Origin of the sequence: Streptococcus oralis (assembly GCF_001578935.1) — a bacterium.
Taxonomy (GTDB): domain Bacteria; phylum Bacillota; class Bacilli; order Lactobacillales; family Streptococcaceae; genus Streptococcus; species Streptococcus oralis_R.
In genome coordinates this window covers 367,426-392,696 of record NZ_KQ969522.1, presented here as the reverse complement: position 1 = coordinate 392,696, position 25,271 = coordinate 367,426, and the positions used below count along the sequence as shown (strand labels likewise).

Genomic DNA, 25,271 nt, shown 5'->3' with positions numbered 1-25,271 from the left:
AGGTTCTTTTGGTTATGAGTGACTTGGCAACCAGCCGAGGGTGAAGGTCAGTTGCTCAGCTTTCAAGAGGTCTTGGTGTTGAATGCTAGATACTGGGGTCTTGTCCAATCGGCAGTCTTTGACAAAGTTGAAATGGCTGTAGTTTTGCTCAGCAATAATGTCCAGCCATTTATTCTCTTTAGCGAGGTAGATACGGAGATGGTCAAAGAGGGGAATTCCGAGATCATAGCTTGCTTTGCCTGGACAGGTTGGATAGAATCCAAGGATCGACCAGATGTACCAGGCCGAGAGACTACCGTTGTCCTCATCGCCAGGATAGGCTTCCCAACTTGGGTGAAAGGCTTTCTGGCGTAGCGTCTTGATGAGAAGAGATGTATAGTCAGGGTAGTCACTATAGCGGAAGAGATAAGGAATGTGGAAGCTAGGCTGGTTGGAAATGGCGAATTGCCCAAAAGGAGCGGTAGCCATCTCGCTCATTTCATGAATCTCGTAACCATAGCCTGTCGTTTCAAAGAGAGGAGTATCCTGACAGGCTTTTAAAAGATAGTGGCTAAATGCTTCTTTTCCACCCATAAGTCGGATTAAGCCTGGGATGTCGTGGAGGACGCCTAAAGTCGCTTGAATGGCAGAGCATTCGGCGTAGTCGCGTCCCCAACTATAAGGGGAGAAGTCGGGGCGGAAGTTTCCTTGACTGTCTCGCGCTCGCATGTAACCTGTCTCAGCGTCAAATAGATGGCGGTAATTTTGTGACGAAGTTCTATAAGTTTCCGCGATGTCATTCTGACCAAGCTTTTCGGCACAGCTGGCGATACAAAAGTCACTATAGGCGTAGTCTAGGGTATGGCTGACGCTTTCGTGGTGGTCGGTAGAGAGGTAGCCCAGTTCTTGGTATTGGGCTAGTCCGTGGCGGCCATTGATGCCGAGAGGGTCGGACTTAGTGGCTGTTTCAAGCATGGCCTGAAGGAGTTCTTTTTCTAGGTCGGGGGCCATGTCCTTGCAGGCGCTATCTGCGATAATGCCGTCTAAAAGGGTACCAGGCATCATACCACGCTCGTCTGGGGCCAGCCATTTTGGAAGGAATCCAGTATCGCGGTAGCTATTGAGGAAACCTTCTAAAAAGTGGTGATAGTGCTCCGGTATGATAAGGGCAAAGAGGGGAAATGTAGTCCGGAAGGTATCCCAGAAACCATTGTTGCTAAAGAGGACGCCGGGTTTGACAATACCAGTAGCCAGATCCATGTGGATGGCTTGCCCTGATTCATCAACCTCATAAAAAGTTTGAGGAAATAGGAAGAGTCTGTAGAGGCAGTGGTCAAAGAAGGTTCGGTCAGCCTCTCCTGTATCCATAATATCAAAACGATGGAGGAGATTTTCCCAGTCCGCTTTCGCACTTGCTTTACAGCTGTCAAAGTCCTTTTGAGGTAGATTAAGCAGAGCTTGAGAAGGCGATATGAAAGAAGTTGCTAGCTGGATTTCAGCATGACTGCTTGCTAAGTCAATTCGCCAGTCACCACCTTCTGGTTTGACAGCAAGAATATCCGTATCCATTTGTAGAGCAGTAAACAGTAACAGAGGATTTTTATTGGTCTCAGTTTTGCCCTCTTGACGCAGGGCAAGAGTTCGCTTATCTACTTGCTTGACTGTCAAGTCATCTGCTGCGTGAAGATAGAGGGAGAGGGCTTTGCCTTGCTTTTGATCCAAACGAATAGAAGCGCCGTAGCAAGTCGGTGTCAGTTGACTTTCAATCTGATAGCGCAGGGAAAAAATCTTCAGATAATGAGGTTGGAAAGAGGCCTTATCTATATCATAGGAAGACTGGCGATGGAAGAGACTGTCTCCCCCCAGCTGACCTGTGACAGGCGTCAGAAGGAGCCAAGAGTAGTCGCCAATCCAAGGACTGGGCTGATGGGTTAATCGAATCCCCTGAAAGATGGGTAGATGTGGATCGAAAAACCAAGCTCCCTCCTGGTCACTGGTCTGAGGCACAAAATAATTCATCCCAAAAGGAACGCCTGTATAGGGCAGGGTGTTGCCTCTGGAAAAAGCATGTTTACTGGCTGTGCCAAAGCGGGTATCGATGGTTTCAAGTAGTGTTTTCATAAAAAAGCTTTCTGTTGGAGTTTTTGTTTAGTATAACATGAAATTGCCAATAACCGAATTTTAAAAAGTGAATGCCCCTATAAATTTCGGTTAATAATTTACAAATATTCATTCTTTTGTTAGAATGGAGACAATAAAAAAGAAAAGGGGATTTTTTTATGAGTGATTCGGTAAATAATGTGAATAACGAAGAATCTGTAGAGAAGGTTGAAAACACGCCTGTAGAGGATGTGGAGTCAGTTGCTACTCAAGAACTAGAAACTGTGGAAGAAACTGCTTCTGAGCAAGTAAAAGATGACCAATCTGAAGAAGTGGTGGAAGAGAAAGATTCTAAATCAGAACAGAAAGAAGATGCAAAAGCTTCAGCTGCGGCTTCAGCTCAACAAGTAGTTGAAAAAACCAAAGGACTGTTTGCAACGAAACGCAAAGAAATCATTGCAGCTCTTGTGGCAGTAGCTGTTATTATTGTGGCATTTGTGGGATACAATGTTATCCAGTCACAACCAAAAAGCTTGATTGGCGACGTTAAAGTTGAGTTCTCAGGTTATGAAGAATCTGGAATGGTAACTTATAATAGTCAAGATATTGCTGAGAAAGTAGCAGAAATAGCATACCAAAAAGTAGGCTTTAATAAAGACCAGGCAGCTGGTTTGGCTAAAAAAGATCCTATTATTTACGCAGAAGTGTCAAGAGATGGCAAATTGGCGTCTAAATTGATACAAGCAGAAGCGATGATTAGTAGTGTCCATTATGAATTTGACAAAACAAATGGTCTCAAAAATGGGGACGAAGTTACGTTCACTGTAACAACAAGCTCAAAAAACTCACCATTTAAAGCTGAAAAGAAAACTTTCAAAGTTGAAAATCTTAAAGAATATGAAAAGGTTTCAGCTTCTGACTTGTTGACAGAAACACCTGTAACATTCACTGGACTTAACGGTTCTGGCACTATTACAATCACTAAAAATTCTAAGGATGAAGCCTACTTTGATTTTGAAAATGGTAGACGTCCAAGAAACTTGAAAAATGGCGACAAAGTCACTTTGAAAGTGAAAGACGTAAGTATCGATTCTTTGAAAGCAGAAGGAAGAGTGGTAGACTCTAAAACTGTAGAAGTAACAGTTGAAGGTCTAAAAGATGCGAAAGATGTGAAGAATTTAATTGATGTATTGAAGAAAAACGATGCATACAGCAAGGAGCTAAATAGGAATAGTACTAACGAAACCTATACTTTAGAACCTCAGGGTAGTTATATTGGTATCACTACAGGAATAGGAAATACGTCAAGTGCTGACATTGATATAATTACAGTGTATAAAGTAACGCGTAAAGGTAGTTTATTTACAAATGTTAGTTACAAGTACTATGGTTTCAATGGTTACGAATTGAAAGATGACAATTTAGTCGCTAAGGAGGGTATAAGGCCAATCTATGGTGGAGGGCTAGAAGATTTTGAAGTGTTAAAAGAAGAACTCCAAAGAAAAGAGTATCATTTGATAGAGGTTAAAAAAGACGAAAAGAAAAGTGAATAGAAAAGTTGGGGGAGAGCCCCAACTTTTTTTCATAAGTTTGTTTCAAAACGACTTTAGTTTGTGTATATCTTTTAGGGGTGATTTTTTTTATACTGAAAATGAAAAAATGTTTGTTTGAAAGAGAGTTTGTTGGCTATGGTTTATACAAAAGAAATTGTCAGAGAATGGCTGGATCAAGTGGCAGAAAAGGCCAAGGAGCATCCAGAGTGGGTGGTAGTTTTTGAACGCTGCTACACCGATACCTTGGACAATACGGTCGAGATTCTAGAAGATGGCTCAACTTTTGTCTTGACTGGGGATATTCCTGCCATGTGGCTTCGGGATTCGACAGCCCAACTCAGACCCTACCTTCATGTGGCTAAGAGAGATTCTCTCTTGCGTCAGACCATTGCAGGTTTGGTCAAGCGCCAGATGACCTTGATCCTCAAGGATCCCTATGCCAACTCCTTTAACATTGAGGAGAACTGGAAGGGTCACCATGAGACCGACCACACAGATCTTAACGGCTGGATCTGGGAGCGCAAGTATGAGGTGGACTCCCTTTGCTATCCTTTGCAGCTGGCTTATCTCCTTTGGAAAGAAACAGGGGAAACCAGTCAGTTTGATGAAACTTTTGTCGCAGCTACCAAGGAAATTCTTCATCTCTGGACAGTGGAACAAGACCACAAGAACTCTCCTTATCGTTTTGTTCGTGATACGGACCGCAAGGAAGACACTTTGGTAAATGATGGCTTTGGACCTGACTTTGCAGTGACAGGTATGACTTGGTCAGCCTTCCGTCCGAGTGATGACTGCTGTCAATATAGCTATTTGATTCCGTCCAATATGTTTGCCGTAGTCGTCTTGGGTTATGTCCAAGAAATCTTTGCTACATTGGAACTAGATGATGGCGAGAGTATTATTGCTGACGCTAAGCGTCTCCAGGCTGAAATCCAAGAAGGCATCGAAAATTACGCCTACACAACTAATAGCAAGGGTGAAAAGATTTACGCCTTTGAAGTGGATGGTTTAGGGAATGCTAGCATCATGGATGACCCAAATGTACCAAGTCTGCTGGCGGCGCCTTATCTGGGCTATTGCGACATTGAAGACGAAGTGTATCAAGCCACACGTCGTACCATTCTGAGCCCTGAAAATCCATATTTTTACCAAGGTAAATATGCTAGCGGCCTCGGAAGTTCCCATACCTTCTATCGCTATATTTGGCCCATTGCCCTTTCTATCCAAGGTTTGACAACAAGAGATAAGGCAGAGAAGAAATTCTTGCTGGATCAGCTGGTTGCCTGCGATGGAGGCACAGGTGTTTTGCACGAAAGCTTCCACGTTGATGACCCAACGCTCTACTCTCGTGAATGGTTCTCTTGGGCCAACATGATGTTCTGTGAATTAGTCTTGGATTACCTGGATATTCGCTAATACTCTTCGAAAATCTCCTCAAACCACGTCAGCTTCGCCTTGCCGTAGGTATGGTTACTGACTTCATCAGTTCTATCCACAACCTCAAAGCAGTGCTTTGAGCAGACTGCGGCTAGCTTCCTAGTTTGTTCTTTGATTTTCATTTAGTATAAGGAGCACACTTTCGCTCAATCGATTCGTGTCAGAATCACACCTTTACATTTAAAACGTTAAAATTTAAGTTAGAATGAGGTTTTACTTCATGGAAAATGTTGTTGTACATATTATCTCACACAGTCACTGGGACCGTGAGTGGTACCTACCCTTTGAAAGCCACCGCATGCAGTTGGTAGAGCTTTTTGACAATCTCTTTGATCTCTTTGAAAATGACCCAGAGTTCAAGAGTTTTCACCTAGATGGACAAACTATTGTTTTAGATGATTATTTGGAAATTCGCCCTGAAAACCGTGACAAGGTACAGCGCTACATTGATGAGGGCAAGCTTAAAATTGGGCCTTTTTACATCTTGCAGGATGACTACCTGATTTCAAGTGAAGCAAATGTCCGCAATACATTAATCGGGCAGCAAGAAACAGCCAAGTGGGGCAAATCTACCCAGATTGGCTACTTCCCAGATACCTTTGGCAATATGGGCCAAGCTCCGCAAATCCTACAAAAGTCAGGCATTCACGTGGCAGCCTTTGGACGTGGTGTCAAGCCGATTGGATTTGACAACCAAGTTCTCGAAGATGAGCAATTTACTTCACAATTTTCAGAAATGTACTGGCAGGGTGCAGACGGTAGTCGCGTGCTAGGCATTCTCTTTGCCAACTGGTATAGTAACGGAAATGAAATCCCAGTTGATAAGGACGAAGCCTTGGCCTTTTGGAAACAAAAATTGTCAGACGTGCGGGACTACGCTTCAACCAACCAATGGTTGATGATGAACGGCTGTGACCACCAGCCTGTACAGCGAAATCTGAGTGAAGCCATTCGTGTGGCAAATGAACTCTTCCCAGATGTGACCTTTGTGCATAGTTCCTTTGATGACTATGTCCATGCAGTAGAAAGTGCTCTACCAGAGCAGTTATCAACGGTTACAGGTGAGTTGACCAGTCAAGAAACAGATGGTTGGTACACACTTGCCAACACTTCTTCATCACGCATTTACCTCAAGCAAGCCTTCCAAGAAAACAGTAACTTGCTGGAGCAGGTAGTGGAACCCTTGACCGTTATTACTGGGGGACACAATCACAAAGACCAGTTGACCTATGCTTGGAAAGTTCTTCTACAAAATGCGCCACATGACAGTATCTGTGGCTGTAGCGTGGACGAGGTTCACCGTGAGATGGAAACACGTTTTGCCAAGGTCAACCAAGTTGGAAACTTTGTTAAGACCAACCTTCTCAACGAATGGAAGGGTAAAATCGCAACCCACGAAGCCCAAAGCGACCATCTCTTTACTGTCATTAACACAGGTTTGCATGATAAGGTTGATACGGTCAGCACAGTGATTGATGTTGCGACTTGTGACTTCAAAGAATTGCACCCGACAGAAGGTTACAAGAAGATGGCCGCTCTTACCTTGCCAAGCTACCGTGTTGAAGATTTGGAGGGGCATGCTGTAGAAGCGAAAATTGAAGATTTAGGAGCTAATTTTGAGTATGATTTGCCAAAAGACAAGTTCCGCCAAGCTCGTATCGCTCGTCAAGTGCGCGTGACAGTCCCTGTTCACTTAGCTCCACTTTCGTGGACAACCTTCCAATTGCTTGAAGGAGAACAAGAACACCGTGACGGTATTTACCAAAATGGAGTGATTGATACGCCATTTGTAACGGTAAGTGTGGATGACAACATCACAGTTTATGACAAAACAACTCACGAAGCCTATGAAGACTTTATCCGCTTTGAAGACCGCGGGGACATCGGGAATGAGTATATCTATTTCCAACCAAAAGGAACAGAACCTATCTACGCCGTGCTGGAAGGTTATGAGGTCTTGGAAAATACAGCTCGTTTTGCTAAAATTTTGCTCAAGCATGAATTGACAATTCCAGTCAGTGCAGATGAAAAACTAGATGCGGAACAAAGAGGCATCATCGAGTTTATGACGCGTGAAGCTGGACGTTCAGAGGAGTTGACAAGCATTCCTCTTGAGACTGAAATGACTATTTTTGTTGATAATCCACAGATTCGCTTCAAGACTCGCTTTACCAATACTGCTAAAGACCACCGAATCCGTCTCTTGGTTAACACCCATAACCAAAGCAAGACCAATGATTCTGAAAGTATCTATGAAGTCGTGACCCGCCCTAACCAACCAGCTCCTGTATGGGAAAATCCTGAAAATCCTCAACACCAACAAGCCTTTGTCAGTCTGTATGATGATGAAAAAGGGGTGACAGTGGCTAATAAAGGATTGCACGAATACGAAATCCTTGGAGACGATACCATGGCGGTGACCATTCTTCGTGCCTCAGGTGAGTTAGGTGACTGGGGTTATTTCCCAACACCAGAGGCTCAGTGCTTGCGTGAGTTTGAAGTAGAATTTGCAGTTGAATGCCACCAAGCAGGAGAACGCTTCTCAGCTTTCCGTCGTGCTAAGGCTTTCCAAACGCCATTTACTAGCCTTCAAGTTGCCAAACAAGAAGGCAGTGTTGCTACGATAGGTAGTCTATTGAATCATGCGGCTCTCAGCTTGCCACAAGTCTGCCCGACAGCCTTTAAGGTAGCTGAAAACGAAGAAGGATATGTACTTCGTTACTACAATATGAGTCAAGAGAATGTGCGTGTTTCAGAAAAACAACAAACAATCCTTGACTTGCTTGAGCGACCATATCCAGTTCATTCAGGACTCTTAGCACCACAAGAGATTCGCACAGAATTGATCAAAAAAGAAGAAATCTAAACTTTTCTAAAGAATTCCAGCCATCGCAGTAGTTGTTTACTAATCTTGTAGGCAAACAGTTTTTGTTGTAGCATGCAAGCATAGATTTTCTGATATGTGAACTACAAAGACAAGCTGGATGAAAATATAGAATAGACACTATGACATAGAAAGGGGAGCGGAAACACAAAAATGAATGTTTTTCGCTCCTTATTGTGGTAAAAATAATGACTATCGCAACGATTGATATTGGAGGAACTGGCATTAAGTTTGCCAGTCTAACTCCTGATGGAAAAATACTGGATAAGGCAAGTACCCCAACACCAGAAAGTTTGGAGGATTTACTTACTTGGTTAGACCAATACTTATCAGCGCAAACTTACCGTGGGATTGCCATGAGTGTCCCAGGAGCGGTAAATCAAGAGACAGGTGTGATTGACGGATTTAGTGCTGTTCCTTATATACACGGATTTTCTTGGTATGAAACACTCAGGCGCTACCAGATTCCTGTTCATCTGGAAAACGATGCCAACTGTGTCGGACTCAGTGAATTACTAGCTCACCCAGAGATTGGAAATGCAGCTTGTGTTGTCGTCGGGACAGGGATTGGTGGTGCTATGATTATCAATGGTAAGCTGCATCGAGGTCGCCACGGCTTGGGAGGAGAATTTGGCTATATGACTACTCTTGCACCTGCTGAAAATCTCAATAACTGGTCGCAATTAGCCTCAACAGGTAGCCTTGTTCGGCATGTGATTGAAAAATCTGGTCGAACCGATTGGGACGGACGCAAGATTTACCAAGAGGCGGCGGCAGGCAATGCCCTTTGTCAAGAAGCTATTGGCCGCATGAATCGCAATTTGGCTCAAGGACTGCTTAATATCCAATATCTTATCGATCCTGATGTGATTAGTTTGGGTGGCTCTATCAGTCAAAATTCTGATTTTATCGCAGGTGTCAAAAAAGCTGTTGACAAACTTGTAGAAGACTATGAAGAATATACTGTTGCACCCCTTATTCGGGCCTGTACTTATCATGCAGATGCCAATCTTTACGGTGCTTTAGTCAATTGGTTACAGGAGGAAAAAGAATGGTAATTTTTACAGGACTTAGTCCCAAACAAACTCAGGCAATCGACTTGCTGACAAAACATATCTCTTTACCAGATGTGGAAGTGGCAGTCGCTCAGTCTGACCAAGCCTCTATCTCTATCAAGGGTGAAGGTGGACACTATCAACTAACCTATCGCAAACCTCACCAACTTTACCGCGCCTTGTCTTTATTAGCAACAGCTCTAGTAGAAGGTGATAAAGTAGCGATTGAGGAGCAGGCGGCTTATGAAGATTTGGCTTACATGGCAGACTGTTCCCGCAATGCAGTTTTGAATGTCGCTTCTGCCAAGCAGATGATTGAGGTCTTGGCTCTCATGGGCTACTCAACCTTCGAGCTCTATATGGAAGACACCTACCAGATTGAAGGGCAACCATACTTTGGTTACTTCCGTGGAGCTTACTCGGCTGAGGAATTACAGGAAATCGAAACCTACGCCCAGCAGTTTGATATGACCTTTGTGCCCTGTATCCAGACCTTGGCCCACTTGTCGGCCTTTGTCAAATGGGGTATCAAGGAAGTGCAGGAACTCCGTGATGTAGAGGACATTCTCCTTATCGGTGAAGAAAAAGTTTATGATTTGATTGACGGGATGTTTGCCACTCTGTCTAAACTTCAGACTCGCAAGGTCAATATCGGGATGGATGAAGCCCACTTGGTTGGCTTGGGACGCTACCTTATCTTGAATGGCGTTGTGGACCGTAGTCTTCTCATGTGTCAACACTTGGAGCGCGTGCTGGATATTGCAGACAAGTATGGTTTCCATTGCCAGATGTGGAGCGATATGTTCTTTAAACTCATGTCAGCAGATGGCCAGTACGACCGTGATGTGGAAATTCCGGAAGAAACGCGTGTCTACCTAGACCGTCTCAAAGACCGTGTAACCTTGGTTTACTGGGATTATTATCAGGATAGCGAGGAAAAATACAACCGCAATTTCCGCAATCACCACAAGATTAGCCAAGATATTGCCTTTGCAGGTGGTGCTTGGAAGTGGATCGGTTTCACACCCAACAACCATTTCAGCCGTCTCATCGCTATCGAGGCCAACAAAGCCTGTCGTGCCAATGACATCAAAGAAGTCATTGTAACGGGTTGGGGGACAATGGTGGTGAAACAGCCCAGTTCTCTATCCTACCAAGCTTGCAAATCTGGGCAGAACTCAGCTACCGCAATGACCTCGACCGTCTGTCTGCTCACTTCAAGACCCATACAGGTCTATCAATTGAGGATTTCATGCAGATTGACCTAGCCAACCTCTTGCCAGACTTGCCGGACAATCTCAGTGGTATTAATCCCAACCGCTATGTTTTTTATCAGGATGTTCTCTGCCCGATTCTTGATAGACACATGACACCTGAACAGGACAAACCGCACTTCGCTCAGGCTGCTGTGATCCTTGCTGAAATCAAAGAAAAAGCTGGGGACTATGCCTACCTCTTTGAAACTCAGGCCCAGTTGAACCAGATTTTAAGTAGCAAAGTGGATGTGGGACGACGCATCCGTGAAGCTTATAAAGCCGGTGACAAAGTCAGCTTACAGCAAATCGTCAGACAAGAATTACCAAAACTCAGAAGCGAGATCGAAGATTTCCACCAAACCTTTAGCCACCAATGGCTAAAAGAAAATAAGGTCTTTGGCTTGGATACAGTCGATATCCGTATGGGCGGACTCTTACAACGCATCAAACGCGCAGAGAGTCGCATAGAGGATTATCTGTCTGGTCAGATTGACCGCATCGACGAGCTAGAAGTTGAAATCCTACCATTTACTGACTTCTATGCAGACAAAGACTTCGCAGCAACTACAGCTAATCAGTGGCATACCATTGCGACAGCATCGACGATTTATACGACTTAATACTCTTCGAAAATCTCTTCAAACCACGTCAGCTTCGCCTTGCCGTATAGATGTTACTGACTTCGTCAGTTTTATCTGCAACCTCAAAGCAGTGCTTTGAGCAGCTTGCGGCTAGTTTCCTAGTTTGTTCTTTGATTTTCATTGAGTATAAAAATAAGAACAGTGTCCTTTGCTCAGAGTGTTTCTCGTGAAACCTATTTCTTATAAAAAACTTCTCCACATAAAATAATTTGTGGAGTTTTTTCTATAATTAGTAGTTTAACCTGACCTTCAAATAGGAGTATACTAATAATGTAATCGTTATCAAACCTAAAAATTCGATGAAATCAGTTTTTAGGAATAAAAAGGGAGGAAAGTATGAAAAAGTTTTCAAAGACCTTGAGAGATAACTGGATCTTTCTCTTGATGGTTTTACCAGGGGCACTCTGGTTGATTCTATTCTTTTACATTCCAGTATTTGGGAATGTGGTCGCCTTTAAAGACTACCATATGACCAGTAATGGTTTCATAGATAGTATTGTGAATAGTAAATGGGTCGGGTTAGATAATTTCAGATTCTTGTTTAGTTCAAAAGATGCCTTTATCATCACTCGAAATACCGTTCTCTACAACCTTGGCTTCATCTTTATTGGTTTGGTTGTGGCGGTTGGGATTGCCATTATTCTCAGTGAGCTTCGCTCTAAGAGAATGGTTAAGATTTTCCAAACGTCTATGTTGTTCCCTTACTTCTTGTCATGGGTTATCATCAGTTTCTTTACAGATGCCTTCCTAAACATTGACAAAGGGGTCTTCAACCATTTCCTAACATCCATTGGCATGAAGGAAGTCAACTTCTATGCTGACTTAGGCATTTGGCCATACCTTCTCCTTTTCCTAGGTATTTGGAAAGGCTTTGGATATAGCAGTGTCATGTACTATGCGACAATCATGGGAATTGACCCAACCTACTACGAAGCGGCAACAGTGGACGGGGCTAGCAAGTGGCAACGTATTCGCAACGTAACCATTCCTCAGTTGACTCCACTTGTAACAGTTTTGACCATCCTTGCAGTCGGAAATATCTTCCGCGCAGACTTCGGTCTCTTCTATCAAATCCCCCACAATGCTGGTCAGCTTTACAATGTAACCAACGTTTTGGACGTGTATGTCTTTAATGGTTTGACTCAGACAGCAGATATCGGTATGGCTTCAGCAGCTGGTCTTTACCAATCCGTAGTCGGTTTGATTCTGGTTATCCTATCAAACTTACTTGCAAGACGAGTCGATCCAAACTCAGCTTTGTTCTAGAAAGGAGGAGAATATGGCAAAAAAGAAAATTAAAAAGAAAAAATTGATAATGTCGGCATTCACTCCTTCAGCAAGAAAGCAGATATCTTCTTTAGTATCATCTCTGGTTTGATCGCTCTTTCTTGTATCTTGCCCTTTATCTTCGTTATCATGATTTCGATCACAGATGAAACGACTCTTCAACAAGTTGGCTATAGTTTCTTCCCATCTAAATTTGGGCTAGACGGCTTCGTCTTCTTGGGACAATTTAAAGACAAGATTCTCCAATCTCTCTTTATCTCTGTTTTTGTTACAGTAGTGGGAACGGTGACGAACGTCTTTATCACAACGACTTATGCCTATGCAATTTCACGGTCAACCTTTAAATACCGTCGCTTCTTCACCATCTTTGCACTTCTTAGTATGTTGTTCAACGCCGGTTTGGTACCGGGCTATATCGTGGTCACTCGCCTGCTTCAACTGGGTGATACCGTTTGGGCCTTGATTGTTCCGATGCTTCTCTCACCATTCAACATCATCTTGATGCGTTCCTTCTTCAAGAAGACCATTCCAGAAGCCATTCTCGAATCTGCTCGTATCGATGGTGCTAGTGAAGCACGGATTTTCTTCCAAATCTGTTTGCCCTTGTCCCTACCAGGTATTGCTACTATCACCTTGCTAACAGCTCTTGGTTTTTGGAATGATTGGTTTAACGCTCTCCTCTACATTAAGAGTGACAACCTTTATCCACTCCAATATTTGCTCATGCAAATCCAAAACAACATGGACTACATTTCCAAATCTGTTGGGACATCTAGTCAGATTGCTGTTGCCCTACCAAAAGAAACCGGTCGTATGGCCATGGTGGTTGTTGCTACCCTTCCAATCGCTGTTCTTTACCCATTCTTCCAACGCTACTTTGTAAAAGGATTAACCATTGGTGGTGTCAAGGAATAGAATTATTTTTGACAAAAAACGAGCGTTGCGAGTTCGTACTGTCAACAAATTTTATTATTATAATATCGTTTATAACTTTAAAAATAAAAAAGGAGTTTTTATCATGAAAAACTGGAAAAAATATGCTTTTGCATCTGCTAGCTTAGTTGCTTTGGCTGCTGGTCTTGCTGCTTGTGGAAACTTGCAAGGGAACAACAAGAAAGCAGCTGACTCAGCTTCAGGCGATAAACCTGTTTTGAAAATGTATCAAATCGGTGACAAACCAGATAACTTGGATGAATTGCTAGAAAATGCAAACAAAATCATCGAAGAAAAAGTTGGTGCTAAACTAGATATCCAATACCTTGGCTGGGGTGACTACAGCAAGAAAATGTCCGTTATCACATCATCTGGTGAAAACTATGATATCGCCTTTGCAGATAACTATGTTGTAAATGCTCAAAAAGGTGCTTACGCTGACTTGACTGATTTGTACAAGAAAGAAGGAGCAGAGCTTTACAAAGCACTTGACCCAGCTTACATCAAAGGGAACACTGTAAACGGAAAAATTTATGCTGTTCCAGTAGCGGCTAACGTTGCATCATCACAAAACTTTGCCTTCAACGGAACTCTCCTTGCTAAGTACGGTATTGACATTTCAGGTGTAACTTCATACGAAACATTGGAACCAGTTTTGAAAGAAATCAAAGAAAAAGCTCCAGATGTAACACCATTTGCAGTTACTAAGAACTACATCCCATCAGATAACTTTGACTATCCAGTACCAAACGGACTTCCATTTGTTATCGACCTTGAAGGCGACACTACTAAGATTGTCAACCGTTACGAAGTGCCACGCTTCAAAGAACACTTGAAGACTCTTCACAAATTCTATGAAGCTGGTTACATTCCAAAAGACGTTGCAACAAGTGACACAACCTTTGACCTTCAACAAGATACTTGGTTCGTTCGTGAAGAGACAGTAGGACCAGCTGACTACGGTAGCAGCCTCCTTTCACGTGTTGCTAACAAAGATATCCAAGTCAAACCAATCACAAACTTCATCAAGAAAAACCAAACAACTCAAGTTGCTAACTTTGTAATTTCAAACAACTCTAAGAACAAAGAAAAAGCAATGGAAGTCTTGAACCTCTTGAACACTAACCCAGAACTCTTGAACGGCCTTGTTTACGGTCCAGAAGGTAAGAACTGGGAAAAAGTTGAAGGTAAAGAAAATCGTGTGAAAGTTCTTGACGGATACAAAGGAAACACTCACATGTCAGGTTGGAACACTGGTAATAACTGGATTCTTTACATCAACGAAAACGTTACAGACAAACAAATTGAAGATTCTAAGAAAGAATTGGCAGAAGCTAAAGAATCACCAGCACTTGGATTCATCTTTAACACTGACAATGTAAAATCTGAAATTTCTGCTATCTCTAACACAATGCAACAATTCGATACAGCTATCAACACAGGTACTGTAGACCCAGAAAAAGCAATTCCAGAATTGATGGAAAAATTGAAATCTGAAGGTGCCTACGATAAAGTATTGACCGAAATGCAAAAACAATACGATGAATTTTTAAAAAATAAATAATCAATAGCTCCTGATTGATTTCATGTATTCATTCCTAATTCCTAAAAATGTGATCACTGCCTTCCTTAGTTCTCTAGGGGAGGTAGTGGTTTTTAGGATGTAAACATGAAAAGAGTGGTTCTAAGAGTTTCGACGATGTGATACACATACATCTATAGGGGATTTATTATGAAAAAATATCGTCTTCTATTCAAAATAAGTGCTGTCCTCTCTTACCTATTTTTCGTATTTGGCCTTTCTAAGCTGACGCTTATTGTTCAAAATTATTGGCAATTTTCTTCCCAGATTGGCAATTTCGTCTGGATTCAAAATATCTTGAGTTTGCTATTTAGCGGAGTCATGATTTGGATTCTGGTTAAGACAGGCCATGGTTATCTCTTTCGCATTCCAAGAAAAAAATGGCTTTGGTATTCGATTTTGACAGTATTAGTGGTAGTGCTCCAGATCTCTTTTAACGTTCAGACAGCTAAACATGTTCAGTCAACTGCTGAAGGTTGGGCCGTATTGATCGGTTATAGTGGGACCAACTTTGCTGAGCTAGGTATCTATATAACTTTGTTCTTTCTGACTCCACTTATGGAAGAGCTAATCTATAGAGGATTACTGCAACACGCCTTTTTTAAGCATTCGAGATTTGGCCTTGATTTGCTTCTTCCGTCAATTTTATTTGCTCTTCCTCATTTTTCAAGCCTGCCTAGTTTGTTAGATATCTTGGTCTTTGCAACATTTGGAATCATCTTTGCTGGTTTGACCCGCTATACCAAGAGCATTTATCCTTCCTATGCGGTGCATGTGATCAATAATATTGTAGCGACCTTGCCATTTTTGCTGACTTTTTTACATAGGGTGTTTGGGTAAAATACTGACTGGAGAGTTAGGAATTATAGTTTTTCAATTTATAAGCGAATTTCAGGAGGAAAATGAGAATGACACCATTAAAATGGTTCGCTGGAGGAAGCGAAAGGCGTTGTGAAGCCATGACCATCATTGATCATCTATTGGAAGATATAAAGGCTGCGCCTCAACTTGCTCCCCTGAAAAATCAGTTAGTGATTTATAAAAAACGATTAGAGGACGATGGGACCTCTACTCCATTTATTCTGAGCCAAATGAATGTTGACATCTCACGTGTGTTGATTGATAACAAGCTGGGTTTGTCAGAAAGTCAAGCTAAGCAAATCAAAAAATTGAGAGAATTATCTGTGATTCGCTATGGTTACTGATAAAGTGCAGTGGCAGGTCTCTCTATACAATTTCCGGTCAAATAAATTGCATTCGTTTTCCCAAGTGGGTATACTAGTATAGTTGAATGAAAAATTCTGAAAATTTAAGAATAGAAAAGAGAACAAATCTTATGGCAAAAGATATTCGTGTCTTACTTTACTACCTTTATACTCCAATTGAAAACGCAGAGCAATTTGCGGCTGACCACTTGGCTTTCTGTAAATCAATCGGTCTCAAAGGCCGTATCCTAGTCGCTGACGAGGGAATTAACGGAACCGTTTCAGGTGACTACGAAACAACTCAAAAATACATGGACTACGTTCACAGCCTTCCAGGTATGGAAGACCTTTGGTTCAAGATTGACGAAGAAAATGAACAAGCCTTCAAGAAGATGTTTGTTCGCTACAAGAAAGAAATTGTCCACCTTGGTTTGGAAGACAACGACTTCGACAACGACATCAACCCACTTGAAACAACAGGCGCTTACTTGTCTCCAAAAGAGTTTAAAGAAGCCCTTCTTGACGAAGATACAGTTGTCCTTGACACACGTAATGATTATGAGTACGATCTAGGACATTTTCGTGGGGCTATTCGTCCAGACATCCGCAACTTCCGTGAGTTGCCACAATGGGTCCGTGACAACAAGGAAAAATTCATGGACAAGCGTGTCGTGGTTTACTGTACAGGTGGAGTTCGTTGTGAGAAATTCTCAGGCTGGATGGTCCGTGAAGGCTACAAAGATGTCGGCCAATTGCACGGAGGAATCGCAACTTACGGGAAAGACCCAGAAGTCCAAGGTGAGCTTTGGGATGGGAAAATGTACGTCTTTGACGAGCGTATTGCAGTCGATGTCAACCATGTCAATCCAACCATCGTAGGGAAAGACTGGTTTGATGGAACACCATGTGAACGCTATGTCAACTGTGGAAATCCCTTCTGTAACCGTCGTATCCTAACATCAGAAGAAAATGAAGACAAGTACCTTCGTGGCTGCTCACACGAGTGCCGTGTTCACCCACGCAACCGCTATGTTTCAGAAAATGAATTGACACAAGCAGAAGTAATCGAGCGCCTAGCAGCTATCGGTGAAAGCTTGGATCAAGTCGCTACAGTATAAAGCAAACAGCCTTCAGGGCTGTTTTTCTATGCTTTTTATTCAAAAATCTAAAGTTTGTTTCTGTATCTTTCAGGAAAATAGGGTATACTATATGTAAACGATTTCAAAGGAGGCCAGTTATGGCGAAAACATTTTTTATCCCAAATAAAGAAAGCATTCTAGGACAACAGGAGGTCTTGACTGCTAAGTCCATCCTGGCCTTGGTGGAGGGCTTGGAGTCGCATAGTTATGATGCAGTCTATCTCCGTCAGCCCCTCAATCGTCTCGAATACATGGAGTGTGGGATTGTAGGTCAGTCGCAATTTCTCTTCAAGGTGAACTATGCGGATAGTCGAAAAGGCTACCAAGTGGTGATTCCAGACTTCCTTACCAGAGCGGACTGGGAGATTGTAGAAGCTCTCCTCCAAGCCCTATCGAACAAGTTGGGGCAAGTGGTAGAAGGGCTAGAAGGATTTGATTTTGAAGCCTATTTCCGACAAATAGTTCAGAATTATCTAGCGGATAAGGTGGCTCGTCTAGTATACTGCCAAGGGCTCTTGTCTCCTATCTATTTGAACAAGGAATACCTCGAGAGCTTTTTGGTTGAGGACGGATTGGCACGTTTTGAAGAGCTGGTCAAGAAGGTTCAAGGCTCTGATGCCTACCTTGCCAGTGTGAAATTTTACCCAGACGCCCAAGAAAAGGTACACGGTATCTACCACCTAGCCCAAGGAGTCAAGACAATTTTGCCAAAGAAACCCGTTGTACCAGCGCCTTACACCGAGCAGTTAGCAGGCAAGGAACTTGTTTGGGAGATTGACCTAGTGACGATTTCTGGTGATGGGTCCAAACCAGAAGACTATGAAGCCATCGCTCGCTTGGACTATGCAAAATTCCTCGAGGTATTACCATCAGAATCTTACCACCAACTAGATGCTAATCAATTAGAAGTACAAGCCATTTTGGGAAAAGATTTTGAGGAATTGGCAGTCGTCAAGTAGACACGGTTTAAAAAGAGTAAGCATAAAAACCCCTGTCATTAACAAATGACAGGGATTTTGGTTAAAAGAAGGTCAGGATGCGAAGGTAGTCAACTGTCAGCGCGAGCTCTGCAATGAAGAAGGGTAAGAGAATAGCACCATTAAGTAAGACAGCTAGCAAGAAACGATAAAATGGGTCAAGGCTACTGGTCTTACTTGGTTTGCTAATCACAAAGAGATTCCCAAGGGCAAAGATGGCCATGCTTAGAAGAGTGAGGATGCCAGCAAATCGTAAGCCACCAAAGAGTGCAAAGAAACTTGCTAGAGCCGTTAGGACAAGCGGGATAGCAAAGAGTCGGCTGTAACGATCGCAAGCTTCTTGGAATGTGAAGTCGCTCTCCTGGTCCAGTACACGTCGGACAGTGAATCCTCCCAAAATGATAGAAAAGTAAAATAGAGCGCTAGCGACAAAGATGGAGAGTCCAGCAAAGAGATCTAAAGGAGGGAGCTGATTAGGTAAATTATTGGCAATAGAGGCCATATAGCCGTAGTAGAGATGCTTGATATGATAGATACTAAAGAAAAGGTTAATCGAGGATAGCAAAGTGAGCAGGCCAAAGACACTGTAACGATGCTTTTGGTCCGTAGTCTTGCTAGCAGTTGGTTCTTGGATAGCATCCAGTAGCCAAGCCCAAAATAGTGCAATTTCTTCTTTGAATCTGGCTGTTTTACGAGGGTCAATATCTGGGATATAGGGGCTTTCTAAAGCCTTGCTGAGGATACTTTTCTCTTTTGCAGGGTTTTCTTGCTTGTGTTCCTCTTCAGCTTTCCCTTCTCCCTCTTCTTCGGTTTGGGTTTCCTCAGTCATTTCGGGAGCTTCCTCCTCATGCCTTTCCATCTCTTTAGGTGAGACAGGTGTTTCTTCGCTTACTTGTGGTTCAGTTTCCACAGTTTCCGAAGTCTCTGGCTCGTCGGGTTGGATTTCTGATTTCGTCTGAGGTGATTTTTTCTCAAGATCGGCACTTTCAAACCATTCTTGTGTCATGGTGGAACCTCCTTTTTATGGTCGTTTTCTATCTTTAGACTAGCAGATGAAAGCGTTTTTGTCAATGATTTCTAGATGGAGCAGAGTGCTCTTCTTTAGGTAGGTAGATATCCTGGTTGGCTTTTGCAATGAGTAGATCCTTGATATCTGCTTTTTCAGTTTTATAAGGATTGCTTAAACGTTCATCTTTGTTTTCTTCATTTTTAAACGAACGTCTTCCTTCTCTCAGAAAATGGATAATAGAACCATGTTTTGTTGAAAGGTCTAAGTTGATTCTTTGTTTTTCTTCTTCGGAAAGTAGTAGGTTTAGGTCTGTGTTCGCCACCAATTCCACCTTACCGTGTACTTGGATTTTTTCGGCGTGGAAGTGATTTTCTGTTGACTCTAGTTTACTATCTGTAAGGTCTGTATCAAAGATATTGATGATATTGGGCGTTGTGAATTTGCTGTTCTTGATACGACTTCCTTCAATTCGGAGGAGATAGCCGTTTGTATTGAGGGTCGCATTTTCAAGGCTAGCATTTATGATATTGGTTTGTCCACGATTGGCTGAGACGGTGATAGCTTGCAGCTTTCTTCCTTTAGGGAGGGAGAGAATGACTTCGTCAAAACGGTGAGAATAACTGCTGGCAATACGAAGTAGGCCTTCGATTCCTGAACCGAGAAAACGATGTTGGGAGGCTTGTTTGTCAGTGACGCTCAGTGTTTTGTCACTCATGCCAGTAGTTAGATCGTGACGACCAGACACAGACGGATGATAGGTGATGTGGATCTTGTCATCTACAGACTCTGTGATGGTTAGGCTATGTTCCTCAAGGGCTAAATCAAGTTTTTCCACTTCATTTCCAAAGGTTACTTCTTCGATACGATTGTCATAGACGGGGTCTTTTGACATGGCAAGTAAACTTTGAATACCATTGGACTGGGCGCCTATAATGATCATAATAAAACCGAGAATTGTGGAAACCACACCAAAGATGAGAAATCCTTTTGTCAATTTACGCATGTCTGTCACCTCTCTTTCCTTTTTTAAGAATCCATTGCACCAAGCGGACGACTAGGAGGCCAAAGAAACGAGCTACATAGGAGATACCCAGTAGAACAAGAGAAGAAGCACCGATAGAAAGCAAACCAGCCCCAAAAATCAAGATAAAGGCAGATTTAGCTTCGACCAGAACACTAAAGCTCTCTACGATAAAAAGTCCACCCAGCAGGATTCCCGTCACCGAAACGGTGAAAAAAGCTAGAATGACGGAGACAGCCGCGATAAAAAGCCCGATAATGGTTAAGATAATTGCAATTCCAACAGGAATGCCGATAGGGGCTGCTAGTAAGGCCAAGAGTGCAATGTGCAGCAGTTGGCGGTCATTCTTTTGGGCAGGGGCTTCATTGACCTTCTTATTGAGGAGGTTAGAGAGGACATCATGAGCCGCTTCTTTTGGTGTTCCTAGACTGGCAATGAGCTCCTCTTCGCCCTCTGAACCGGCATCGTCAAATAGTTCCTTAAAGTAGTCCATAGCTTCGATGCGGTCAGCTTCAGGTAGTTTATGGAGATAGGTTTCTAACTGAGTCAGATAGTCAGTTCTTGTCATGGCGGATACTCCCTTCTATGATGCCGTTGACGGTGCCGGTATAGAGCGTCCACTCTTCCTTTAGAGTAATGAGCTGCTCTACGCCCCGATTGGTCAAGGAGTAGTATTTGCGCATACGCCCCTGAAACTCTCTAGAGTAGGTGATCAGAAAGCCACTGGCTTCCAATTTTTTGAGAATGGGATAGAGCGTAGATTCTTTGATGTTGGCGATGAGTTTAATGGTTTGACTAATCTCATAACCATAAGAATCCCCCTGCTCCAGTACAGCCAAGATGAGAAATTCGATCAAGGCAGAGGATGTTGGGAAGTACATGGGAAACCTCCTTTATATTATATAAAAATTTTATATATACTCTTTTCAAATATATTGTATCTCAAGTTGAAAGCCCTGTCAAGAAATATGTGTAAAAATTTTATATATAAAAAACTCCTAGTAAAAACTAGAAGTTTAAAGAATTTTATCAGCCCGATCCACCATAAAGAGTGAGGCGGTCATGATGATATCGATGACTAGAAGGGCAAGGACAGCTGGGATCCAAGATTGGAAAAGTTCAAAACTGTAACCAAACAAGGCGGGCCCAAAAGCTGCTAAGATGTAGCCTCCTGTTTGCGCTAGTCCTGATAGCTGAGCGGTCTTTTCGGGAGAACTGGTTTTAAGTGAAAAGCAAACCATGAGGTAGGGGAAGAGGGCACTGCAGGCCGTTCCAATCAAGAGATGGACAACTAACCAGTAGAGGAAATTATTGGTTGGATACAAGAGCATGGCAATTCCTGTCATCCCAGCGATAGAGATAATTGCCAGCATGATTCGACGGTGACCATCTGATAGACGAGTCGTCAGACTTGGAACAGTCATTGAAAAAGGAATGCTGATCAGTGAGAAAATAGAAGCGAGGAGAGCTGCATCACTATTAGAAATACCAGCACTAACAGCCATAGTTGGCAACCATGTCATGCTTGTATAAAAGAGCAAGGACTGAAGTCCGCCAAAGATAATGATAGCCCAGACATCTTTACTTTTTAGAATATTCTCTTTGACTTGCTTTTCTTTTTGGTTTTCTAGGTGGTGGTTGTGGTGATGATTTGGCAACCAGACTAGCAGAGTGACCAGACAGAGAAAGCTGAGAAGGAGGATGAGGCCCTTCCAAGAACTAGCTTGGGTGATAGGGACCGAAAGATAAGAAGCGATGGCTGTCGAAATTCCCATGGCAGTGACATAGAGCGTTGTTAGGAAACTAATCTTTTGAGGCTGATTTGCCTGAATCATACTGGGGAGGAGTACATTGAAAATGGCGATGCTCGCTCCGATGATCAGAGTTCCCAGATAGAGAAGGGGAAGATTGAAAATACGAATGGCAGAGCCAACAGTTAAGAGGAGCAGACAGTAAGTAAAGAGATGTTCCAATCCGATTTTTTGTGCCAAGCGGCTTGCAAAAGCAGAGAAAAGAGCAAACATCAAGAGAGGGAGACTGGTTAAAATTCCAAGAGAGCTAACCTCCACTCCTAGTCCCTGAGCGATATCTCCTAAAATGGTTGGAAGAGCAGTAAAAGGAGAGCGTAAAACGGTCCCGATTAAAACAATTCCTAGAACAAAAAAGAGTGATTGTTTTTTCATAAAAACCTCGATAGGATGATTTTAATAACAGCTTATTTTAAGGTTTTTTCCCTATAATGTCAAGTAATGACAGCTAAGAAAGTTCGATTGATTTAAGCGAGAATAGAGTGAAAGGAGATACATTTCTTTACTAGAATTTTCCTTGATTTGATATAAAAATAGGAAACTAGGAGAATTTGTGATAAAATAGTGGAAGGAAATCTATACATTGGAGAAAAACTGTGCCTGAAAAGCAAAAAATCAGTGTCTTGATGTCGGTCTATGTAAAGGAAAATCCGACTTTTTTAAGAGATGCTATCAAAAGTGTTCAAAACCAGACCTTGAAACCGAGCGAACTTGTTCTTGTTGAGGACGGACCGCTCACACCCGAACTCTATCAGGTGCTAGATGAAGTGGCAGCTCAGTCAGACATTCCAGTTAAACGGTGCCCCTTAGAACAAAACCAAGGTTTAGGCTTGGCTCTTCGATACGGCGTTTTACAGTGCCAGTATGATATTATTGCCCGGATGGATACGGACGATTTAGCCGTTCCGGATCGTTTTGAGAAACAGCTTCAGCTAATGGAGAAAGAAGATCTCGACCTCTTAGGTGGGCAGATTGCAGAGTTCATTGACAATCCAGATGAGATTGTGTCTTATCGTCGTGTTCCAACTCAGCATGCAGACATTGTGGCTTATCAGAGAATGAGAAGCGCTTTTAACCATATGACAGTCATGTTCAAAAAGGACATGGTCCTCAAGGCGGGCAACTACGAAGACGGACTTTACATGGAGGATGACCTCCTTTGGCTCAATATGATTGCGGCAGGTGCCAAGACTGGCAACCTAGATCAAATCTTGTGTAAGGTTCGTGTAGGTGCAGGGATGTTTGAGCGTCGAGGTGGCTTGCGTTACCTTAAATTCTATCGTCAAGCTCGCCAAAGGATGCTTGAGCGAGGGCAAATTTCTTACATGGAGTATGCTAAAAGTGTAGCCATTCAGGCAATTGTTGCACTTTGTCCAGGTTTTGTACGTCAGTTTATCTTTGTCAAACTTTTAAGAAAGAGCAAGTAAGACCTGATAGATTGAACGATTCGGGTTATCATAACAATAGTATCATTTGACTCTTTTAAGGGGGAGTAAATTCCTATGAATAAAAAACTAACAGATTACGTGATTGATCTGGTTGAAATTTTAAATAAACAGCAAAAACAAGTATTTTGGGGGATATTTGATATTCTGAGTATGGTGGTTTCCATCATCGTGTCTTATATCTTGTTTTACGGCCTAATAAATCCTGCGCCTGTGGACTATGTGATTTACACTCTTTTAGCCTTCCTTCTCTATCAAATCATAATTGCATTTTGGGGGCTGAATGCTAGTATTAGTCGCTACAGTAAGATTACGGATTTTATGAAAATCTTTTTTGGAGTGACACTCAGTAGTGTTCTTTCTTATGGAATCTGCTATGCCTTTCTTCCATTATTTTCTATCCGTTTCATCGTGCTCTTCATTTTGTTGAGTACCTTCCTCATCTTGCTTCCTCGCATCACCTGGCAGTTGATTTATTCTAAGCGCAAGCAAGGTAGTGGAGATGGAGAGCATCGTCGTACCTTCTTGATTGGTGCTGGTGATGGTGGTGCCCTCTTTATGAACAGCTACCAACATCCAACTAGCGACCTTGAGCTAGTAGGGATTTTGGACAATGATGAAAAGAAAAAGGGACAAAAACTAGGTGGAATCCCAGTCCTAGGTTCTTATGACAATCTACCTGAATTGGCCAAACGTTACCAAATCGAGCGTGTTATCGTTGCGATTCCGTCGCTTGATCCATCAGAATATGAACGTATCCTGCAGATGTGTAATAAATTGGGTGTCAAATGTTATAAGATGCCTAAGGTTGAAACAGTTGTTCAGGGGCTTCACCAACCAGGTAGTGGTTTCCAAAAAATTGATATCACAGACCTTTTGGGCCGTCAGGAAATTCGCCTTGACGAATCACGCCTGGGTGCAGAAATTACAGGTAAGACCATCTTGGTGACAGGAGCTGGTGGTTCGATTGGTTCTGAAATTTGTCGCCAGATTAGCCGCTTCAACCCAGAGCGTATCGTCTTGCTTGGACATGGTGAAAATTCAATCTACCTTATTTATCATGAGTTGATCCGTACATTCCAAGGGATTGATTATGTTCCTGTTATTGCAGATATTCAGGACTATGACCGTCTCTTGCAGGTGTTTGAACAGTACAAACCAGCCATCGTCTATCATGCTGCAGCCCACAAACATGTTCCGATGATGGAGCGCAATCCAAAAGAAGCCTTCAAGAACAATATCCTCGGGACCTATAATGTTGCCAAGGCTGTTGATGAGGCCAAAGTACCTAAGATGGTCATGATTTCGACTGACAAGGCGGTCAATCCACCGAACGTTATGGGTGCGACTAAGCGCGTGGCAGAGTTGATTGTCACTGGCTTTAACCAACGTAGTCAATCAACCTACTGTGCAGTTCGTTTTGGGAATGTTCTTGGTAGTCGTGGTAGTGTGATTCCTGTCTTTGAACGTCAGATTTCTGAAGGCGGGCCTGTAACGGTGACAGACTTCCGTATGACACGTTACTTCATGACCATTCCAGAGGCTAGCCGTCTGGTCATCCATGCTGGTGCTTATGCCAAGGACGGAGAGGTCTTTATCCTCGATATGGGCAAACCGGTCAAGATTTACGACTTGGCTAAGAAAATGGTCCTTCTAAGCGGGCACACGGAAAGTGAAATTCCAATCGTTGAAGTCGGTATTCGTCCGGGTGAAAAACTCTATGAAGAACTCTTGGTTTCGACCGAATTGGTTGATAATCAAGTCATGGACAAGATTTTCGTTGGTAAGGTAAACGTCATGCCTCTAGAAGCGATTGATCAAAAGATTGAAGAGTTCCGTTCACTCAGCGGAGATGAGCTTAAAGAAGCGATTATTTCCTTTGCGAATGAGACAACTCATGCTGACTAAGATCGCCCAACTAATTATAAATAAAAGGCCAAGGTTCTGTTTGTACAGGACC

The 25,271-nt window shown here is 42.7% G+C and carries 19 protein-coding genes and 1 pseudogene; 14 read left to right on the top strand and 6 right to left on the bottom strand.

What is annotated here, in order from left to right; all coding sequences use genetic code 11:
• Positions 1-12 precede the first annotated feature (12 nt).
• Positions 13-2,100 carry a GH92 family glycosyl hydrolase gene (locus tag SORDD15_RS08285; protein WP_061416264.1) on the bottom strand — a complete coding sequence of 696 codons (2,088 nt, stop codon included), beginning with the start codon at positions 2,098-2,100 and terminating at the stop codon, positions 13-15.
• Positions 2,101-2,258: 158 nt separating this feature from the next.
• On the opposite strand from SORDD15_RS08285, the gene SORDD15_RS08280 reads away from it, so the two are divergent.
• The 12 genes and pseudogenes from SORDD15_RS08280 (at position 2,259) to SORDD15_RS08220 (ending at position 18,010) form a co-directional block, all read left to right on the top strand.
• Positions 2,259-3,632, top strand: a complete 1,374-nt coding sequence (locus tag SORDD15_RS08280) for a hypothetical protein (RefSeq protein ID WP_061416262.1) — start codon at positions 2,259-2,261, stop codon at positions 3,630-3,632.
• Positions 3,633-3,767: 135 nt separating this feature from the next.
• Complete coding sequence (locus SORDD15_RS08275; protein WP_061416260.1) at positions 3,768-5,048, top strand: glycoside hydrolase family 125 protein; 1,281 nt, start codon at positions 3,768-3,770, stop codon at positions 5,046-5,048.
• 241 nt (positions 5,049-5,289) lie between these two features.
• On the top strand, positions 5,290-7,935 hold the full coding sequence (locus tag SORDD15_RS08265; RefSeq protein ID WP_061416258.1) for an alpha-mannosidase: 2,646 nt from the start codon (positions 5,290-5,292) through the stop codon (positions 7,933-7,935).
• 206 nt (positions 7,936-8,141) lie between these two features.
• The gene (locus SORDD15_RS08260; RefSeq protein ID WP_061416256.1) at positions 8,142-9,011 is read left to right on the top strand and encodes an ROK family protein; all 870 of its coding nucleotides are present in this window, start codon (positions 8,142-8,144) and stop codon (positions 9,009-9,011) included.
• Positions 9,005-10,884 (top strand): annotated as a pseudogene (locus SORDD15_RS08255) (beta-N-acetylhexosaminidase). The gene SORDD15_RS08260 and the pseudogene SORDD15_RS08255 overlap by 7 nt, the downstream one beginning before the upstream one ends.
• A 357-nt stretch (positions 10,885-11,241) precedes the next feature.
• Positions 11,242-12,171 (top strand): ABC transporter permease, encoded by a 930-nt coding sequence (locus tag SORDD15_RS08250; protein WP_061416254.1) that lies wholly within the window; start codon positions 11,242-11,244, stop codon positions 12,169-12,171.
• 84 nt (positions 12,172-12,255) lie between these two features.
• Positions 12,256-13,107: a carbohydrate ABC transporter permease gene (locus SORDD15_RS08245; RefSeq protein ID WP_330996577.1), complete on the top strand. Its 852-nt coding sequence runs from the start codon at positions 12,256-12,258 to the stop codon at positions 13,105-13,107.
• 103 nt (positions 13,108-13,210) lie between these two features.
• The gene (locus SORDD15_RS08240; protein WP_061416250.1) at positions 13,211-14,689 is read left to right on the top strand and encodes an ABC transporter substrate-binding protein; all 1,479 of its coding nucleotides are present in this window, start codon (positions 13,211-13,213) and stop codon (positions 14,687-14,689) included.
• Between the two features lie 168 nt (positions 14,690-14,857).
• Complete coding sequence (locus SORDD15_RS08235; RefSeq protein WP_061416248.1) at positions 14,858-15,547, top strand: CPBP family intramembrane glutamic endopeptidase; 690 nt, start codon at positions 14,858-14,860, stop codon at positions 15,545-15,547.
• Between the two features lie 68 nt (positions 15,548-15,615).
• Positions 15,616-15,912, top strand: coding sequence for a bacteriocin immunity protein (locus tag SORDD15_RS08230; protein WP_061416246.1), 297 nt, complete (start codon positions 15,616-15,618; stop codon positions 15,910-15,912).
• Between the two features lie 131 nt (positions 15,913-16,043).
• Positions 16,044-17,030 carry an oxygen-dependent tRNA uridine(34) hydroxylase TrhO gene (locus tag SORDD15_RS08225; RefSeq protein ID WP_001030012.1) on the top strand — a complete coding sequence of 329 codons (987 nt, stop codon included), beginning with the start codon at positions 16,044-16,046 and terminating at the stop codon, positions 17,028-17,030.
• A gap of 119 nt (positions 17,031-17,149) precedes the next feature.
• The gene (locus SORDD15_RS08220; RefSeq protein ID WP_061416245.1) at positions 17,150-18,010 is read left to right on the top strand and encodes a DUF4299 family protein; all 861 of its coding nucleotides are present in this window, start codon (positions 17,150-17,152) and stop codon (positions 18,008-18,010) included.
• A 61-nt stretch (positions 18,011-18,071) separates the two neighbouring features.
• On the opposite strand, the gene SORDD15_RS08215 is transcribed toward SORDD15_RS08220, so the two are convergent.
• From SORDD15_RS08215 to SORDD15_RS08195, 5 genes are all read right to left on the bottom strand, one after another.
• Positions 18,072-19,034, bottom strand: coding sequence for a DUF6574 domain-containing protein (locus SORDD15_RS08215; protein WP_061416243.1), 963 nt, complete (start codon positions 19,032-19,034; stop codon positions 18,072-18,074).
• 61 nt (positions 19,035-19,095) lie between these two features.
• The gene (locus SORDD15_RS08210) at positions 19,096-20,040 is read right to left on the bottom strand and encodes a DUF4097 family beta strand repeat-containing protein (protein WP_061416241.1); all 945 of its coding nucleotides are present in this window, start codon (positions 20,038-20,040) and stop codon (positions 19,096-19,098) included.
• A complete protein-coding gene (locus SORDD15_RS08205) occupies positions 20,033-20,626 on the bottom strand; it encodes a DUF1700 domain-containing protein (RefSeq protein ID WP_061416239.1) in 594 nt (197 codons plus the stop codon). Before SORDD15_RS08205 ends, SORDD15_RS08210 begins: the two co-directional genes overlap by 8 nt.
• Entirely contained in the window at positions 20,613-20,939 is a 327-nt protein-coding gene (locus SORDD15_RS08200) for a PadR family transcriptional regulator (protein ID WP_061416237.1), read from the bottom strand. Before SORDD15_RS08200 ends, SORDD15_RS08205 begins: the two co-directional genes overlap by 14 nt.
• 135 nt (positions 20,940-21,074) lie before the next feature.
• Entirely contained in the window at positions 21,075-22,241 is a 1,167-nt protein-coding gene (locus SORDD15_RS08195) for a CynX/NimT family MFS transporter (protein ID WP_061416236.1), read from the bottom strand.
• A gap of 221 nt (positions 22,242-22,462) precedes the next feature.
• Between SORDD15_RS08195 and SORDD15_RS08190 the strand changes: the two genes are divergently transcribed.
• Both SORDD15_RS08190 and SORDD15_RS08185 read left to right on the top strand, forming a co-directional pair.
• Complete coding sequence (locus tag SORDD15_RS08190; protein ID WP_061416234.1) at positions 22,463-23,293, top strand: glycosyltransferase; 831 nt, start codon at positions 22,463-22,465, stop codon at positions 23,291-23,293.
• Positions 23,294-23,368: 75 nt separating this feature from the next.
• Positions 23,369-25,219 carry a polysaccharide biosynthesis protein gene (locus SORDD15_RS08185; RefSeq protein ID WP_061416232.1) on the top strand — a complete coding sequence of 617 codons (1,851 nt, stop codon included), beginning with the start codon at positions 23,369-23,371 and terminating at the stop codon, positions 25,217-25,219.
• Positions 25,220-25,271 lie beyond the last annotated feature (52 nt).